The organism is Roseateles sp. (genome assembly GCF_039595295.1).
GTDB lineage: Bacteria > Pseudomonadota > Gammaproteobacteria > Burkholderiales > Burkholderiaceae_C > Roseateles.
On the sequence record NZ_JBCNLU010000010.1, the window covers coordinates 154104 to 171259 of the forward strand.

The window sequence follows — 17156 nt, forward strand, 5'->3', positions numbered from 1 at the left end:
ATCCGCCGCTGAGATTCAGCCGAAAAACCGAAGAGCGACGATGACAACGATCGTGGGAACCTGTCCATGCTGATGGCTGCCGTGCGCGTCGCGCTGCGACGCCCTTACACCTTCTTCGTGCTGGCGCTGTTGCTGCTCATCCTCGGGCCGCTGGCGGCGATGCGCACGCCCACCGACATCTTCCCGGAGATCCGCATCCCGGTGATCGCGGTGGCCTGGCAGTACACCGGCCTGCCGCCCGATCAGATGGCGGGCCGCATCTCGACGCTGTTCCAGCGCACGCTGACCACCACGGTCAACGACATCGAGCACATCGAGGCCAACACCTATCCCGGCGTCTCGGTGGTGAAGATCTTCTTCCAACCGGGCGTGAACATCGCGGTGGCCAACGCCCAGGTGACCGCGGTCGCGCAGGTCGCCGTGCGTCAGATGCCCGCCGGCACCACGCCGCCGCTGATCCTGAACTACAACGCGGCCACCGTGCCCATCCTGCAGCTGGCGCTGTCGGGCAAGGGCCTGTCGGAGCAGCAGCTCTTCGACCTGGGCTTCAACACCGTGCGCACGCCGCTGGTGACGGTGCCCGGCGCCGCCATCCCGCTGCCCTACGGCGGCAAGCAGCGCCAGGTCCAGATCGACGTCAACCCCGCCGCGCTGCAAGCGCGCGGCCTGTCCGCGCAGGACGTGGCCAGCGCGCTGGCGACGCAGAACGTGCTCACGCCCATCGGCACGCAGAAGATCGGCGGCCTGGAGTACACGCTGCAGCTCAACAGCGCGCCCTCCGCGATCGAGGATCTGGGCCGGCTGCCGGTCAAGGTCGTGGGCGGCTCGACCATCTATCTGCGCGACGTCGCCGACGTCCACGACGGCAACGCGCCGCAGACCAACATCGTCCACGTCGACGGGGGGCGCTCGGTGCTGATGTCGGTGCTGAAGAACGGCGCCGCGTCCACGCTCGCGATCGTCGACGGCGTGCGCGCGAAGCTGGCGGAGCTCAAGACCTCGCTGCCCGACACGCTGGAAGTGAAGCCCATCAACGACCAGTCGGTCTTCGTGCGCGCCGCCATCAAGGGCGTGGCCACCGAAGGCGCCATCGCCGCGGCGCTGACCAGCGCGATGATCCTGCTGTTCCTGGGCAGCTGGCGCTCGACGGTGATCATCGCGGTGTCGATTCCGCTGTCCATCATGGGCTCCATCCTGGGCCTGGCGGCGATCGGCGAGACGCTCAACCTGATGACCCTGGGCGGCCTGGCGCTGGCGGTGGGCATCCTGGTCGACGACGCGACGGTGACCATCGAGAACATCAATTGGCACCTGGAGCACGGCAAGGGCGTCGAGGAATCGATCATGGACGGCGCGCGTCAGATCGTGACGCCGGCCTTCGTCTCGCTGCTGTGCATCTGCATCGTGTTCATTCCGATGTTCTTCCTCGAGGGCGTGTCGCGCTTCCTGTTCGTGCCCATGGCCGAGGCGGTGATCTTCGCGATGGTGTGCTCCTTCATCCTGTCGCGCACGCTGGTGCCGACGATGGCGAAGTACCTGCTCAAGCCGCACGCGCCGCTGACCGACGGCCACGGCCATCTGGCGCAGCCGCCCTCGCGCAATCCGCTGGTGCGCTTCCAGCGCAAGTTCGAGGCCCGCTTCGAAGGCGTGCGTGAACGCTACCGCGGTCTGCTCGAAGCCGCGCTGGGCCGGCGCGGGCCCTTCCTGATCGGCTTCGCGGCGGTGGTGCTGGCGTCCTTCCTGCTGGTGCCCTTCATCGGCAGCAACTTCTTCCCGCAGGTCGATTCGGGCCAGATCCTGATGCACGCCCGCGTGCCGGTGGGCACGCGCGTGGAGGAGACCGCCGCCCGCTTCGCCAAGATCGAGCAGGCCGTCCGCCGCGTGATCCCGTCGGAGCTGATCGAGACCATGGTCGACAACATCGGTCTGCCGCCGTCCTCGATCAACCTGACCTACAACAACACCGGCGTGCTGGGCTCGTCCGACGGCGACTTCCAGATCGCGCTCAAGGAAGGCCATCGCCCGACGGCCGACTACGTGCGCGAGCTGCGCGAGCGGCTGCCGCGCGAGTTCCCCGACACGACCTTCTCCTTCCCGCCGGCCGACATCGTCAGCCAGATCCTGAACTTCGGCGCGCCGGCGCCGATCGACGTGCAGGTGCGGGGCCGCGACATCGACGGCAACTTCGCCTATGCGCAGCAGCTGCTCAAGCGCATCAAGGCGATCCCGGGCGTGGCGGACGCGCGCATCCAGCAGTCCAACAAGGCGCCGACCTTCAATGTCGACGTGGACCGCACGCAGGCGCAGCTGCTGGGGCTGAGCACGCGCGACGTGGTCAACAGCCTGGTGGTGAACCTGGCGGGCAGCTCGCAGGTCGCGCCCACCTTCTGGCTGAATCCGGCCAACGGGGTGAGCTATTCGATCGTGATGCAGACGCCGCAGTTCCAGCTGGACTCGCTGACCGCGCTGGGCAACCTGCCCGTCGGCAATGGCGCGCAGCCGGGGACGACGACGCTGGGCGGGCTGGCTTCGTTCCAGCGCAGCAACAGCCCCGCGCTGATCAGCCAGTACGACGTGGCCACCATGGTGCAGATCCACGCGACCACGCAGGACCGCGACCTGGGCGCCGTCGCCGCCGACATCCGCAAGGTCATCGCCGAGACTGCGGCCGACGTGCCCAAGGGCTCCAACGTGCAGCTGCTGGGCCAGGTGAAGACCATGGACCGCGCGTTCTCCGGCCTGCTCTTCGGGCTGCTGGGCGCGGTGGTGCTGATCTACCTGCTGATCGTCGTGAACTTCCAGTCCTGGCTGGATCCGGCGGTGATCGTGTCGGCGTTGCCGGCGGCGCTGGCGGGCATCGTGTGGATGCTCTTCGCGACCGGGACGACGCTGTCGGTGCCCGCGTTGACGGGCGCCATCATGTGCATGGGCGTGGCCACGGCCAACAGCGTGCTGGTGATCAGCTTCGCGCGTGAGCGGCTCGAGGAGCTGGGCGACGCGACCGCCGCCGCGCTGGAGGCGGGCTTCGTGCGCTTCCGTCCGGTGCTCATGACCGCGCTGGCGATGGTCATCGGCATGCTGCCGATGGCGCTGGGCCTGGGCGAGGGCGGCGAGCAGAACGCGCCGCTGGGCCGCGCCGTCATCGGCGGCCTGATCTTCGCGACCTTCGCGACCCTGGTCTTCGTGCCGGTGGTGTTCAGCCTCGTGCATCGACACCATCGCAAGGCCGCCTCCGAATCCCACTCTGAATCCGAATCCCGTGCCGACGCGCTGCCTCCGCTGGCCGCGTCAGGAGATCCTTCCCATGCGAACTGATGCCGTTCAATCCCGTCCCCCGCGCTTCAAGCTGGCGGCCTCCGTCGCGCTGCTGATCGCGGCCGGCGTGGTCGTGGCGGGGCTGTGGGCCCGCAAGTCCAATGCCGAGCAACTGCAATCGGCGGCCACCGATCGCGGACAACCGACGGTCGCGCTGATCGCGCCGCAGCCGCTGAGCAGCGCCGGACTGGAGCTGCCCGCCCGCATCGAGGCCTGGTCGCGCGCCCCCATCTATGCGCGCGTGAGCGGCTATCTGAAGCGCTGGAACGTCGACATTGGCGGCAAGGTCAAGGCCGGCCAGCAACTGGCCGAGATCGAGACCCCCGACCTCGATCAACAGCTGATGCAGGCGAAGGCGGAGCTGGCGACCGCGCGCAGCAATGCGGCGTTGGCCGCGAGCACGGCCAAGCGCTGGCAAGGGCTGCTGGAGTCGGACTCGGTCTCCAAACAAGAAGTGGACGAACGCACCGGCGACATGACGGCGAAGCAGTCGCAGGTCGCGGCGCTGCAGGCCAATCTCGATCGCATCGAGGCGCTCAAGCGCTTCACGCAGCTGACGGCGCCCTTCGACGGCGTGGTGACCGCGCGCAACACCGATGTGGGCGCGTTGATCAACGTCGGCGGCGCGCCGGGCAGCGAGCTCTTCGTCGTCTCCGACACCAGCAAGCTGCGGGTCTATGTGAACGTGCCGCAGCGCCAGGTGGCGCTGGTGCGTGCGGGCGCGAAGGCGGAGCTGACGGTGCCGGAGCGGCCGGGGCAGCGCTTCGCCGCGACGGTGCAATCGCTGTCGCAGTCCATCAACACGGGCACCGGCGCGATGCTGGTGCAGCTGATGGTCGACAACGACCATGACCAGTTGCTGCCGGGCGGCTTCGCGACGGTGCGCTTCACAGGCGCCGGCGCGAGCGGCGACGCGGCCTCGGCGCAGGCTGATGCGGGCGTGTCGCTGCCGCCGGGCGCGGTGATCATCGGCAAGGACGGCGTGCAGGTCGCGACCGTCGATGCGGAGAACCGCGTCCGTCTGCGCAAGGTCACGATCGCGCGCGACATGGGCACGCGGGTCGAGCTCGGCGCCGGCTTGAGCGCCAAGGACCGCGTCATCGAGAACCCGCCCGACGGCCTGAGCGAAGGCGACGTGGTGCGCGTGGCTCAACCGGCGTCGCAGCCCGCGGCGGCGGCATCGGCGAAGGGCCGTTCGTGAGCGCCCCGGCTTTGCGTCGCGCGAGCCTGATCGCGGTCGCCGCGGCCGCGACGGTCGCGCTGGCCGCCGGCTGCGCCGAGGCGCCCAAAGTGCAACTGCCCGAGGTCCCCGCCGCGCCGGCCTTCAAGGAAGCGCGCGGGCCGTGGGTCGAAGCGGCGACGTCCAGCTCACCCGCCATCGTCTTCGACGGCTGGTGGAAGGCCTACGGTGATCCGGAGCTGGACGCGCTGCAACAGCGGCTGGTCGACAACAGCCCCGATCTCGCGTCGGCGCTGGCGCGCTATCAGCAGGCGCGGGCCGCGACCGACACGCTGCGCGCAGCGCAGACGCCGACGGTGAACAGCTCGCTCAACGTGCAGCGGGACCGTCAGTCGGAGCGCCGCCCCTTGCGGGTGCTGGGGCCGACCTCGCCCGATTGGTACAACAGCGCGACGTTGGGATTGGACGTCAGCTATGAGGTGGACCTGTGGGGTCGCATCTCGCAGCAGGTGGCGGCGGGGCTCGCGTCCGAGCATGCGGCGCAGGCGGATCTCGCCGCGGCGCGGCTGGCGCTGCAGGCGCAGCTGGCGGACGCCATGCTCGCGCTGCGCGGGCTGGACCGCGATGACGAGCTGCTCGCCGATGCCGAGCAAGCCTATGCCCGCGCCTTCGATCTGATCGACAGGCGACACAAGGCGGGCATTGCGTCGGGGCTGGATCAGGCGCGCGCCGAGGGCCAACTGGAATCGGCGCGCTCGCAGCATCGGCAGTCGCAGGCCCAGCGCGCGGTGCTGGAGCACGCGATCGCCGCGCTGGTCGGCGCGAACCCGTCGACCTTCAGCATCGCGCCGGCGAAGGTCGAGCTGGCGATGCCGGTGGTGCCGACGGGTCTGCCGTCGACGCTGCTGGAGCGGCGTCCCGACATCGTCGCCGCGCGCGAGCGCGTGGTGGCCGCGACGGCGACGCTGGGCGTGGCCAAGACGGCGTACTTCCCGTCGGTGGTGCTGGGCGGGCAGGGCGGCTTCCAGACGGCAGACCTGGGCCGCTTCGTCGAGGCGCCGAATCTGTTCTGGGCCATCGGTCCGACGCTGGCCTTCAACCTGTTCGACGGCGGCCGCCGCAAGGCCGAGGAAGCGCGCGCGAAGGCCTCGCTGGACGAGGTGTCGGAGCGCTATCGCGGGACGGTGCTGACGGCCTTCCAGCAGGTCGAGGATCAGCTGGTGCTGTTGGACCGATACGGCGAAGCGTTGGAGGCGGAGCGCAAATCGGTCGATGCGGCGGAGCGTTCGCTCGCGCTGGCGACGAATCGGTACCGCGCGGGCGCGGCGGCGTATCTGGAGGTCGTGACCTCGCAGACCGCCGGCCTGCAGGCGCGCCGCAGCGCGGTGGATCTGGCGACCCGCCAGCGCCGCGCGACGGTGGCGTTGGTCAGGGCGCTGGGTGGGGGTTGGGCGGGGCCGAATCAAAACCCGTAACGCTGACCCGGTAAATGTAAAACGCCTTTCCGAATTCAGGCGTTCTCGATAGTCTGCGCCGGTTGTCGACGTGGCCGCGCCTGCGCGCTGGCGCGTCGACACATGGCCGCTGCCCACGGTCACCGTCCCCGATGCGGATCCTGCTGGTCCGCGTCGCGCGAGGCGGAGGGATAGGCAGTTGGGTTCCTTGTCGATTTTTCGATTCACCGGAGACCGGTGAGGGCGGAGCCATGCCCGCGCCGGATCGCCCCAACAACGAACTGGGAGACATTCGATGAAGAGCATCCATTCGAACGAGACCGCCACGCTGATCGCGCCCAAGCCGCCCGTGCTGCGCGCGCCCGGCCCCAGGCAAGGCCTGACCCTCATGGCGGTGGTCGCAGGCGCCATGGCGCCACTCGGCGCGGCGCAGGCCGTGGACTGGCCGTCCGGCTTCTCCAAATGCGCGGACGAAGGGGGCACCTGCAAGGCCGGCGACACCGCCCGCCAGGTGTCCTTCGGCGTGAAGGACAAGTGGGTCATCAAGACGCTCAGCGGCAACGTCGCCTGCACGTCCGCGACCTTCGACGGCGCCGATCCGAATCCCGGCGTGAAGGAGAAATGCGCGGTCGGGCCGGTCGGCACGCCCGCGCCTTCGCCCGCTCCGGCGCCATCGCCCGCGCCGTCCCCGGCGCCTTCGCCGTCGCCTGCACCGTCTCCGTCCCCGGCCGGTCATAGCGGGGGCTACGCGGGACAGGTCAGTGGTGGCGGCTCGGCCACGCCGGTGACCGTGACCACGGCGGCCGAGATGCAAGCCGCGATCAACGCCTACAGCGGCAGCGGCGGGCTGGTGATCCGCTACGCGGGGACCTTCGACTTCGGCACGATTCCCGACCCCTGCGCGCAATGGAAAATGCCGGCCGGCGCCGTCGTCGAGATCAAGAACAAGAGCGACGTGACGATCGAGGGCGTGAACGGCTCGGCGGCCAACTTCGGGCTGGCGATCAAGGCGGCGGCGACCAACATCATCATCCGCAACATGACCATCGGTCTGCTGCCCGGCTCCATCGACGCCATCGGCATCGAAGGCCAGAGCGGCAAGTTCCCGGGCTATATCTGGATCGACCACAACACGCTGTTCAGCTCGACGGCGGAATGCTCGGGCGCGGGCGATCTGGAGTTCGACGGCCTGATCGACAGCAAGGCCGGCGCGCATCACATCACCTACTCCTACAACCTGATCCGCGACCACCACAAGGTCGGCCTGATCGGCTCCAGCGACAGCGACGCCAGCGACCGCTACATCACCTTCCACCACAACGTGTACAGCAACGTCGGCTCGCGCCTGCCACTGCAGCGCGCGGGCTACACGCACCTCTACAACAACCTGTACTCGAAGGTGCTGACGTCGGGCGCGAACATCCGGATGGGCGGCTACTCGCTGATCGAGGGCAACTACTTCGAGAACGCGCAGAACCCGGTGACCTCGCGGGACAGCTCGTCCATCGGCTACTGGGAGCTGCGCAACAACAACGTGAGGAGCCCCGCCGATTTCGCGACCTACGGCATCACCTGGGTCGCGAGCGGATCCAGCCCCTCGCGGGATGCGAGCGACTGGACCACGACGGCTAACTTCCCGGTGGGGATCCCGTACTCGTACACGGTGCAGGATCCGGCTTGCGTGAAGCAGAAGCTGCTGAACGTGGCGGGGGCGGGGAAGGGGTTGGGGACCTTGAGCTGCAATTGAGCGCCTGAGATGAAGAGGCCCTCGCGGCGTGCGGTTCGCTCCGCGAGGGCCTGTTCGATTTCCGCCGAGACCGGCGATCAGAACGGATATCGCTTCGATAACAGGGGGTAGTTCTCGAAGATCCAGGCCTTCACCTTGGAGCGCCCTTGGATGTTGGAGGGCAACTGCTCGTGGATCATCCATTCGCAGATCTGTCGAACGCGAAGATCCAGATCCGCGCCATTCTTGGCGGTGAGGGAGTTGATCAAGGTGAGCACCTCGTAGCCTTCCTTGCGGCTGAAGCGATCAGCATCGTCGGCGGTCTTCGTCGGGTCGTCTCCCGGCACGGCCGTCCAGCTGTAGTCGCTGTACTTGAGGTCGCTTTTCTTCAGCGTAGGCATGTCGCCCCTTTCTGGGTAGTTGAGCGACCTCGGTGTGGGGGTGGGTGGCAAGAGTTTGATCTGCACTTGCTGACGATCGAGACCCTCGGGCCCAATGAACAAAGCCCGCAAGACTTGCGTCTTGCGGGCTTTGAAATTTGGTGGCGCTTCAGGGATTCGAACCCCGGACCTGCGGATTATGATTCCGTCGCTCTAACCGGCTGAGCTAAAGCGCCTTGCGAAGAACGCGACTATAGCAAGCTTTTCGTTGACAATGCAAGTCCTGCCGACGTCGACACCAAAAAAAGTTTCGGCGGCCCGTTCCTCACGAGCTCTCCATGTTCAGCTTCCTCAAGAAAAAACTCGGCTTCGGCTCGAATGAACCCACTCCCGCGCCCGCCCCAGAGGCCGCGCCCGCACCCGCTCCGGCCGTCGAGCCCGCTCCGGCTCCTGCTCCCGTTCCTCCCGTCGCTCCCGCGCCGCAAGCCCTGACCCCGCCGCCCGTCGCTGCGCCGGCTCCCGCGCCTGTGATCGCTCCGGCGCCAGCTCCCGTCGCCGTGCCGGTCCCTGCGCCTGCCCCGATCCACGCGCCGGCACCTGTCCCCGCACCAGCACCGGTCCCAGCGCCTGCTCCCGTCGCGAAGCCCGCGCCGATCGTGGCCGCTCCCGTTCCGGCTCCGGCGCCTGCTCCCGCACCTGCTCCGGCACCGGTCGCCGCGCCCGAACCCGCTCCCCGCAAGAGCTGGATGGACAAGCTGCGCCAGGGGCTGCGCAAGACCGGCTCCAGCATCGCCCAGGTCTTCACCGGCACGCAGATCGACGACGCGCTCTATGAAGAACTCGAAGCCGCGCTGCTGATGGCCGACGCCGGGGTGAAGGCGACCGAGTTCCTGCTCGACGACCTGAAGCGCCGCGTCAAGGACGCCAAGGCCACCGATCCCGCCGCCGTTCGCCACCTGCTGGTGGACGCGCTCACCGAGCTGCTGCAGCCGCTGCAGCGCCAGCTGGTGATCGGCGAGCACACGCCCACCGTGGTGATGGTCGTCGGCGTGAACGGCGCCGGCAAGACGACCAGCATCGGCAAGCTGACCCGCCACCTGGCCGAGGCCGAAGCCAACGTGCTGCTCGCCGCCGCCGACACCTTCCGCGCCGCCGCGCGCGAGCAGCTCGCCGTCTGGGCCGACCGCAACCGCGTGCAGATCGTCAGCCAGGAGGGCGGCGATCCGTCCGCCGTGACCTTCGACGCCGTCGTCGCCGGCAAGGCGCGGGGCAGCGACGTCGTCATCGCCGACACCGCCGGCCGCCTGCCCACGCAGATCCATCTGATGGAAGAGCTCAAGAAGATCAAGCGCGTGATCGGCAAGGCGCAGGACGGCGCGCCGCACGAGGTGCTGCTGGTCGTGGACGGCAACACCGGCCAGAACGCGCTGACCCAGGTCAAGGCCTTCGACGACGCGCTCGGCCTGACCGCGCTCATCGTGACCAAGCTCGACGGCACGGCCAAGGGCGGCGTGCTCGCGGCCATCGCGCGCGAGCGGCCCATCCCGGTCTACTTCATCGGCGTGGGCGAAAAGCTCGAGGACCTGCAGACCTTCGACGCGCGCGAGTTTGCGCAGGCGCTGCTCGAATAAGACTCGCCTCGCCCAAACGCAAAAGAGCTCCCGAGGGAGCTCTTTTCGTTGGTGCGTCGCGGACGAACCGATCACATCGGGAAGCCGCCGCCTCCGCCGCCCATGAGGTTCTTCAGGCCGCCCATCTTCTTCATCATCTTCATCAGGCCGCCGCCCTTCATCTTCTTCATCATCCCCTGCATCTGGTCGAACTGATTCAGCAGGCGGTTGACCTCCTGGATCTGAACGCCCGCGCCGGCGGCGATGCGGCGCTTGCGGCTGGCCTTGGACTTGCCGTCCATCAGCAGCGAGGGCTGGCGGCGCTCCTTCGCGGTCATCGCGTTGAGGATGCCTTCCATGCGCTTCATGTCGCGCTCGGCCTTGTCCATGTCGGCCGCGCCGGCCTTGGCGGTCATCTGCGTGGGCAGCTTGTCCATCAGCCCCGACAGCCCGCCCATCTTCTTCATCTGCGAGATCTGCGCCAGGAAGTCGTTCAGGTCGAAGCCGTCACCGGACTTGAGCTTCTCGGCCAGCTTCTGCGCCGCCTCGACGTCCACGCCCTTCTGGACCTCTTCCACCAGCGCGACGATGTCGCCCATGCCCAGCACACGGCCGGCATGACGGTCGGCATCGAAGACCTCCAGGCCGTCGATCTTCTCGGATACGCCCGCGAACTTGATCGGAGCGCCGGTGACCTGCCGCACCGAAAGCGCCGCGCCGCCGCGCGAGTCGCCGTCCAGCTTGGTCAGCACGATGCCCGTCAGCGGGAGCGCTTCCTTGAAGGCCTTGGCGGTGTTCACCGCGTCCTGGCCCTGCATCGCGTCGACGACGAACAGCGTCTCCACCGGATTCAGCGTCGCGTGCAGATCGCGGATCTCGGCCATCAGGGCCTCGTCGATCGCCAGCCGGCCGGCCGTGTCGACCAGCAGCACGTCGAAGAAGTGACGCTTGGCGTGATCCAGCGCCGCCAGCGCGATGTCGTGCGGCTTCTGGTCCGGCGCGGACGGGAACCATTCGGCGCCGGCCTGCTTCGTGACCGTCTTGAGCTGCTCGATCGCGGCCGGGCGATACACGTCCGCGGAGACCGTCAGCACCTTCTTCTTGCGCTTCTCGATCAGGTGCTTGGCGAGCTTGGCGGTCGTCGTGGTCTTGCCCGCGCCCTGCAGACCGGCCATCAGGATGATCGCGGGCGGCTGGGCGGCCAGGTTCAGGTCGGCCACGCCCTCGCCCATGGTGGCGGCGAGTTCCTTGTGGACCACGGAGACCAGCACCTGGCCCGGGTTCAGCGAAGCCACAACCTCCTGGCCCAGCGCTTTCTCCTTCACCCGCGCGATGAAGTCGCGGACCACCGGAAGCGCCACGTCGGCCTCCAGCAGCGCCATGCGCACCTCGCGCAGCATGTCCTGCACATTGGACTCGGTGATGCGGGCCTGGCCGCGCATCGTCTTCACGAGCCGGCTCAGTCGATCGGTCAGGGTGGAAGCCATCGTATAGGCGCCCCTGATAAGAGGGGCGCGCGTCATTACACTTTGCGGATGATTTTATCCGTCGCCTCCGCAGAGCCCAGCGGCCACCTTCTGGCCGTCTTCAGCGCCGCCGGCGCGCTGGCCTACGCGGGCGCGGCGGCCTGGGCGCGCCAACGTCCCCGCACCTGGCGCTCCGTGCTGGTCCTGGCCTGGGTCCTGCACCTGGCCGCGCTGGTCGTGGACATCGGCGGCATCGGCGCCGCGCCGGTCGACGGCGCGCATGCGGCGCGCTTCGGTTTCGCCCCCTCGCTGTCGATGACGCTGTGGCTGGTGACCGGCGTCTACCTGGTCGAGAGCCGCTTCCTGCCGCTGCCCTCTGCGCAGCGCCTGCTCAGCATCCTCGGCCTGATCGTGATGCTGCTGGCCTGGATGTTCCCGGGCGAATACCGGCCGCAGGCGGGCTCCCCGCTCGCGCCGCTGCACTGGGCGATGGGCCTGGCGTCCTACGGCCTGTGCGGCGTCGCGGTGATGCATGCGGTGATGCTGAATCGCGCCGAGCGCCAGATGCGCGCGCAGAAAGGGCAGGGCGCGCCCGCCTTCGGCACGCCGCTGTTGCGGCTGGAGCGGCTGACCTTCCAGTTCGTCACCGCCGGCGTGGTGGTGCTGTCGATCGCGCTGCTGCTGGGCGTGGCCTTCACCCCGCACTGGAAGTGGGACCACAAGACCCTGTTCGCCGTGCTGGGCTGGGTCGTGTTGACCGGCCTGCTGACCGGCCGCCGCGTGTTCGGCTGGCGCGGCAAGCGCGCCACCCGCTGGCTCTACTTCGGCGCCGGGCTGCTGCTGCTGTCCTACGCGGGCTCGCGCTTCGTGCTCGAGGTCATCCTCCAGCGGCCCACGCCTTGAGCCGCCTTCTCTTCGGCCATCTCCACGCATCGTGATCAAAATTCTCTTCTGGGTCGTCCTGCTGGCGGTCGTCGCCTTCGTGCTCGGCTTCAAACGCGGCCGCCCGCCCGAGCGTCCATCCCCGCGCCGCGACGCCCCGCCCGCGCCGCCGGCCCCGAGCGCCGTGAGCGATCTCGAGCCCATGGTGAGTTGCGCCGAATGCGGCACCCACCTGCCGGCGAGCGAAGCCTTGCCCGGCCGCGGCGGCGTGTTCTGCAGCGCCGAGCATCGCAGCGCGCACGAGGCCCGCCTCGGCGCGCCGCGGGCGGATCGCTCCTGATCGCGCAGCCACGCATGCCGCACTCCGATCCGACCGCCGGCGCCATCAGCGCCGGCACCGTCCAGCGGCTGTTCCGCGCCTTCATGGGCGCGCGCGCCGCGCTGGGCCTGGCGGTGCTGGCGACGCAGTCGCTGGCCGGCATGATGGGCGCCCGACCGGCCGGCTGGGTGGCGCTGCTGTCGCTGATCTACGGCGTGCAGGCGGTGCTGGCTTGGCTGCTGCCGACCTGGTTCGGCGGCGGCGACGCGCAGGGACGGGACCGACCCGGCCTGACGACGCGCCAGATCCTGGTCAGCATCGGCGTGGACCTGCTGCTGTTCAGCCTGCTGCAGGTGCACGAGCCCAGCGGCGCCTACGGCGCGCTGTTCTTCATGCCGGCGCTGATGGGCGGCGCCTTGCAGCCGCGGCTGCGCGCGCTGGGCATCGCGGCGCTCGCGAGCCTGGTGCTGCTGGGCATGGGCGCGTGGGTGGTGTTCATCGGACACGAGGGCGGCTTGCGGCTGAGCCAGGCCGGCCTGCTGGGCTGCGGTCTGTTCGTGGTCACGCTGCTGGCCAACGAGATCGCCGGACGGCTCGCCCGCGAGGAGCGCGCCGCGCGCGGCAGCCTCGAGTACGCGCGCCAGCAGGCCGACCTCAACCGCCTCGTGATCGAGGAGATGGAGGAGGGCGTGGCCGTGGTCGACCGGCGCGGTCTGGTGCGCACCGCCAACCCGGCGGCGCGCGTGCTGCTGGCCGAGGGCGCCGCGCTGCGAGCCGGTCCGTTCCGGCTCGACGCCGCGCCTGCCTGGCTGCCGCTGCTGCGCGCCATCGAGCAGGCCTTCGGCGGCGAGCATTGGCCCGAGACGGGTCGCGATCTGCTGCTGGATTTCGGTCGCGGCTCGCAGCGCTCGCTGCGGGTGCGCATGCGCTTCACGCCGCGTCCGCTGGACGGCGACGACCTGTGCGTGCTCTTCATCGAGGACAACCGCCTGCTCGAGGCCCGCAACCGCCAGGAGAAGCTGGCCGCGATGGGCCGGGTGTCGGCCGGCATCGCGCACGAGATCCGCAACCCGCTGACCGCGATCGCGCAGGCCAACGCGCTGCTGGCCGAGGACCTGGCCCGCGAGCCGCGCCTGGAGCCGCTGACCCGCATGGTCGCGTCCAATGTCGAGCGTCTGAAGCGGCTGGTCGACGACGTGATGGAGGTCGCGCCCGGCATCCCGCCGGTGGCGCTGACGCTGACGCTGGCCCCGCTGCTGCGCGAGATCGCCGTCGACTGGGCCGACACGCAGCGCCTGCCGCTGGACGAGTCCAGCCCGCTGCGGCTGGAGATCGGCAGCGAGACCCCCTTGATCAGCTTCGACCCCGAGCACCTGCGCCGCATCCTGATCAACCTGCTCGACAACGGTCTGCGGCACGCGCATCCCGGTCCGGGCACGCTGCGCGTGGAGCTGGCCGAGGAGGGCGACTGGGCGCGGGTGTCGGTGCTCAGCCGCGGCGACCCGATCCCGGCGGAGGTCGAACGTCATCTCTTCGAGCCCTTCTTCTCGACGCGCAGTCGCGGCTCCGGCCTCGGCCTGTACATTTGCCGGGAGCTGTGCGAGCGCTACGGCGGTCGCATCGACTATCACCGACAGCCCGCCGACATGAACGAATTCCGCGTGCTGCTGCCGCGTCTGGCTTCGCCGCCGCCCCCTCCCGCACAAGACCTCTTCTCCCATGAGCGCTGATCCCCGCCTGCTGGTCGTCGACGACGAGCCCGACCTGCGCACCCTCTATGAAATGACGCTGCTGCGCGAGGGCTACACGCTGGACAGCGCCGGCACCGTGGAGGACGCGGTGGAGCTGCTCGGCGCGCGCCGCTACGACGCCGTCATCACCGACATGCGCCTGCCCGACGGCAGCGGCCTGGACATCCTGCGCTGGCTGGAGCAGCAGGGCCGCGGCGAGCGCGCGCTGGTGATCACCGCCTACGGCTCGGCCGAGAACGCCGTCGAGGCGCTCAAGGCCGGCGCCTACGACTACCTGACCAAGCCGGTGGACCTGCGCCAGTTCCGCATGGTCGTGGCGTCCGCGCTGGGCCGCGCGCCCAAGAGCGAGGAATCGGCGCCGCGCGCGTTCGCGTCCGCCATCGCGGCGACGCCGCCCGCATCCGGGGCTTCGGCCCCCGCCGCGTCGTTCGGCGGCGGAGGGTCCGCCGCGGCTCGCCCCCCGTCCGCCGCGCCGGCCGAGCCGCGCAAGCCGGTGACCGAGAAGCGCAGCCCCGCGTCCGCCGAGGCGCGCGCGGCCGGCACCTCGTCGGCGCTGGATCGACTGGTCGGCGACTCCGCCGCGATGCGCCAGGTGCGGGACCTGATCGTGAAGGTCGCGCGCAGCATGGCGCCCGTGCTGCTGCACGGCGAGTCCGGCACCGGCAAGGAGCTGGTCGCCCGCGCGATCCACGACGTCAGCGCGCGCCGCCCGCAGCCCTTCATCGCGGTGAACTGCGGCGCGATCCCGGAGCAGCTGCTCGAGGCTGAGTTCTTCGGCTATCGCAAGGGCGCCTTCACCGGCGCGAGCGAGGACCGCGAGGGCTTCTTCCAGGCCGCCCACAACGGCACGCTCTTCCTCGACGAGATCGGCGACCTGCCGCTGGCGATGCAGTCCAAGCTGCTGCGCGCGCTGCAGGAGCGCTCGGTGCGGCCGGTCGGCGCGGTGGCCGAGATGCCGGTCAACGTCCGTCTGCTCAGCGCGACCCACAAGGACCTGGCGGCCGAGGTGGCCGCGGGCCGCTTCCGGCAGGACTTGTATTACCGGCTCAACGTCATCCAGATCCGCGTCCCGCCGCTGCGCGAGCGCATGGAGGACCTGACCCCGATCAGCACCCGCATCCTGGAGCGCATCGCCGCCGATGCCGGCGTGTCGCCGGTGCCGCGGCTCACGCCGGCGGCGCTGGCGACGCTGTCGCGCTACAACTTCCCCGGCAATGTGCGGGAGCTCGAGAACCTCCTGCATCGTGCGCTGGCCTTGTCCGGTGGCGATGGCATCGAGCTCGAGGACCTGGGCCTGCCCGACAGCCTGCTGGGCGCGGACGCGGTCGTGAGCGAGTCGGCCTATGGCGCGCTGGAGGCGGCCCTGGACGCGCCCGTTGTGGCCGCCTCCGGCGCGTCGCTCCCGCCCGAGCTGCGCGACGGCAGTCCGCTGCCCAAGGACCTGGCCGTCTATCTGGACGAGGTCGAGCGCCGCATCCTGCTGCGGGCGCTGGAGCAGTACCGCAACAACCGCACCGCGGCCGGCGCCAGCCTGGGCCTGTCGCTGCGGCAGATCCGCTACCGCATGGCGCGGCTGGGAATCTCGATCGGCGGCGACGAGGCCTGATGTTTCATTGATCGATCCGCGCTCCGCGCATGAGCCGCCGCATGAGGACGGCGCATGACGGATCACGGCCATCGCGCGCTCGATCCTCGCCCGCGTCGCTCGCAGGACGACCATGACCCCACCGCCTCGACGGCTTCGGGAAGGTCCTGATGGGGCTTGTCCTGATCCCCGGGGACACCCGGTCCGGACCGTCATCAAACCGCCATCGACGAGAGCTCAGCGGACATGGGCTCTGGCGGGCGTTTCGGTCCCGCAGACCGCGCCAATCCTCGCGCTTCGGACCCGATGCGCGAATCCATCGGGGCTGCGCGCCGACCGGCTTTCCGGCTAGCCCAGCGGGTGCCGGGAGTCAAGCCGAGATGGCACTAGCGGTAGTTCCTTGAAGGTGGGCGGACCACTAGATATAGTGTTTTGCATGCTATCCTGCGGTCTTCGCAAACAGGCGATGAATGCTCCTACAGAAGTCTTGTTCCGGCCCGCGGCGACCCTCTCGCCGGGCATGGACGCACAGTCCACGGAGCTTCCGCAGCATCGCGAACACCCCCTGAATCCCTGACCGTCGGGCCCACGCTTTGAACCCGGGCCGGGCGCAGCTTTCTTTGTTTTTAGACCCCAGAACAGACGAGGATCCCATGCAGACAGTCGCCGCCACACCGACCGCTGAAACGGGCCTGGCTCAGACCCCGCGCGAGTCCACTTCCGCCGCCGCCAGCTTCCCGCAGCACCAGATCATCCGCCGCAACGGCGCGGTGGTGCACTTCGAGCCCAGCAAGGTGGCCGTGGCGATGATGAAGGCCTTCCTCGCGGTGCACGGCACCAGCGGCGCGGCCTCCGCCAGCGTGCGCGAGACCGTCGACGCGCTGACCGACTCCGTGGTGCGCGCTCTGGTGCGCTCGCGTCCGGGCGGCGGCACCTTCCACATCGAGGACGTGCAGGATCACGTCGAGCTGGCGCTGATGCGCGGCGGCCACCATGAAGTGGCGCGCGCCTACGTGCTGTACCGCGAGCGCCGCACGCAAGAGCGTGCGCGCCAGGGCGAGCAGCAGCAGGCCGCGGTGCTGGAGTCCGGCATCTCGGTGACCGAGAACGGCGTGCGGGTCCCGCTGGACCTGAACAAGCTGTCGGCGCTGATCACGTCCAGCTGCGAGAACCTGGGCGCCGACGTCAAGCCGGACCCGATCCTGGCCGAGACCAAGCGCAACCTGTACGACGGCGTGCCCATCGACGAGGTCTACAAGGCCGCCATCCTGGCCGCCCGCACGCTGATCGAGAAGGACCCGGGCTACACCCGCGCCACCGCTCGTCTGCTGATGCACACGATCCGCAAGGAGATCCTGGGTCAGGAGTACACGCAGGCCGACATGGCCACCAAGTACGCCGACTACTTCCCCGGCTTCATCAAGAAGGGCGTGCAGGCCGAGCTGCTGGACGAGAAGCTGCAGCAGTACGACCTGGCCCGCCTGGGCG

Annotated in this window: 12 protein-coding genes and 1 tRNA gene; 10 read left to right on the plus strand and 3 right to left on the minus strand. The window is 69.6% G+C overall.

Annotation, left to right across the window (positions count from 1 at the left end):
• Positions 1–69: 69 nt before the first annotated feature.
• The 4 genes from ABDW59_RS10375 to ABDW59_RS10390 all read left to right on the plus strand — a co-directional run bounded on the left by ABDW59_RS10375 (position 70) and on the right by ABDW59_RS10390 (position 7696).
• On the plus strand, positions 70–3315 hold the full coding sequence (locus tag ABDW59_RS10375; RefSeq protein ID WP_343629674.1) for an efflux RND transporter permease subunit: 3246 nt from the start codon (positions 70–72) through the stop codon (positions 3313–3315).
• Complete coding sequence (locus ABDW59_RS10380) at positions 3305–4516, plus strand: efflux RND transporter periplasmic adaptor subunit (RefSeq protein WP_343629656.1); 1212 nt, start codon at positions 3305–3307, stop codon at positions 4514–4516. Before ABDW59_RS10375 ends, ABDW59_RS10380 begins: the two co-directional genes overlap by 11 nt.
• Entirely contained in the window at positions 4513–5970 is a 1458-nt protein-coding gene (locus ABDW59_RS10385) for an efflux transporter outer membrane subunit (RefSeq protein WP_343629657.1), read from the plus strand. Before ABDW59_RS10380 ends, ABDW59_RS10385 begins: the two co-directional genes overlap by 4 nt.
• A gap of 274 nt (positions 5971–6244) precedes the next feature.
• The gene (locus ABDW59_RS10390) at positions 6245–7696 is read left to right on the plus strand and encodes a hypothetical protein (protein ID WP_343629658.1); all 1452 of its coding nucleotides are present in this window, start codon (positions 6245–6247) and stop codon (positions 7694–7696) included.
• A gap of 77 nt (positions 7697–7773) precedes the next feature.
• On the opposite strand, the gene ABDW59_RS10395 is transcribed toward ABDW59_RS10390, so the two are convergent.
• Together ABDW59_RS10395 and ABDW59_RS10400 are read right to left on the minus strand one after the other, a co-directional pair.
• A complete protein-coding gene (locus tag ABDW59_RS10395) occupies positions 7774–8076 on the minus strand; it encodes a hypothetical protein (protein WP_343629659.1) in 303 nt (100 codons plus the stop codon).
• A gap of 138 nt (positions 8077–8214) precedes the next feature.
• Positions 8215–8291 (minus strand) — tRNA-Met (locus ABDW59_RS10400).
• A gap of 102 nt (positions 8292–8393) precedes the next feature.
• On the opposite strand from ABDW59_RS10400, the gene ftsY reads away from it, so the two are divergent.
• Complete coding sequence (gene ftsY, locus ABDW59_RS10405) at positions 8394–9686, plus strand: signal recognition particle-docking protein FtsY (RefSeq protein ID WP_343629660.1); 1293 nt, start codon at positions 8394–8396, stop codon at positions 9684–9686.
• Positions 9687–9757: 71 nt separating this feature from the next.
• Here ftsY and ffh read toward each other — a convergent pair whose 3' ends face one another.
• Complete coding sequence (gene ffh, locus ABDW59_RS10410; RefSeq protein WP_343629661.1) at positions 9758–11152, minus strand: signal recognition particle protein; 1395 nt, start codon at positions 11150–11152, stop codon at positions 9758–9760.
• A gap of 48 nt (positions 11153–11200) precedes the next feature.
• On the opposite strand from ffh, the gene ccsA reads away from it, so the two are divergent.
• The 5 genes from ccsA to ABDW59_RS10435 form a co-directional block, all read left to right on the plus strand.
• Entirely contained in the window at positions 11201–12034 is an 834-nt protein-coding gene (gene ccsA, locus ABDW59_RS10415) for a cytochrome c biogenesis protein CcsA (RefSeq protein WP_343629662.1), read from the plus strand.
• Between the two features lie 31 nt (positions 12035–12065).
• Positions 12066–12353 (plus strand): PP0621 family protein, encoded by a 288-nt coding sequence (locus tag ABDW59_RS10420; RefSeq protein ID WP_343629663.1) that lies wholly within the window; start codon positions 12066–12068, stop codon positions 12351–12353.
• Positions 12354–12367: 14 nt separating this feature from the next.
• Complete coding sequence (locus ABDW59_RS10425) at positions 12368–14062, plus strand: ATP-binding protein (RefSeq protein ID WP_343629664.1); 1695 nt, start codon at positions 12368–12370, stop codon at positions 14060–14062.
• On the plus strand, positions 14052–15689 hold the full coding sequence (locus tag ABDW59_RS10430) for a sigma-54 dependent transcriptional regulator (RefSeq protein ID WP_343629665.1): 1638 nt from the start codon (positions 14052–14054) through the stop codon (positions 15687–15689). The genes ABDW59_RS10425 and ABDW59_RS10430 overlap by 11 nt, the downstream gene beginning before the upstream one ends.
• 632 nt (positions 15690–16321) lie before the next feature.
• A partial coding sequence (locus ABDW59_RS10435; RefSeq protein ID WP_343629667.1) for an ATP cone domain-containing protein occupies positions 16322–17156 on the plus strand: 835 nt, incomplete at its 3' end.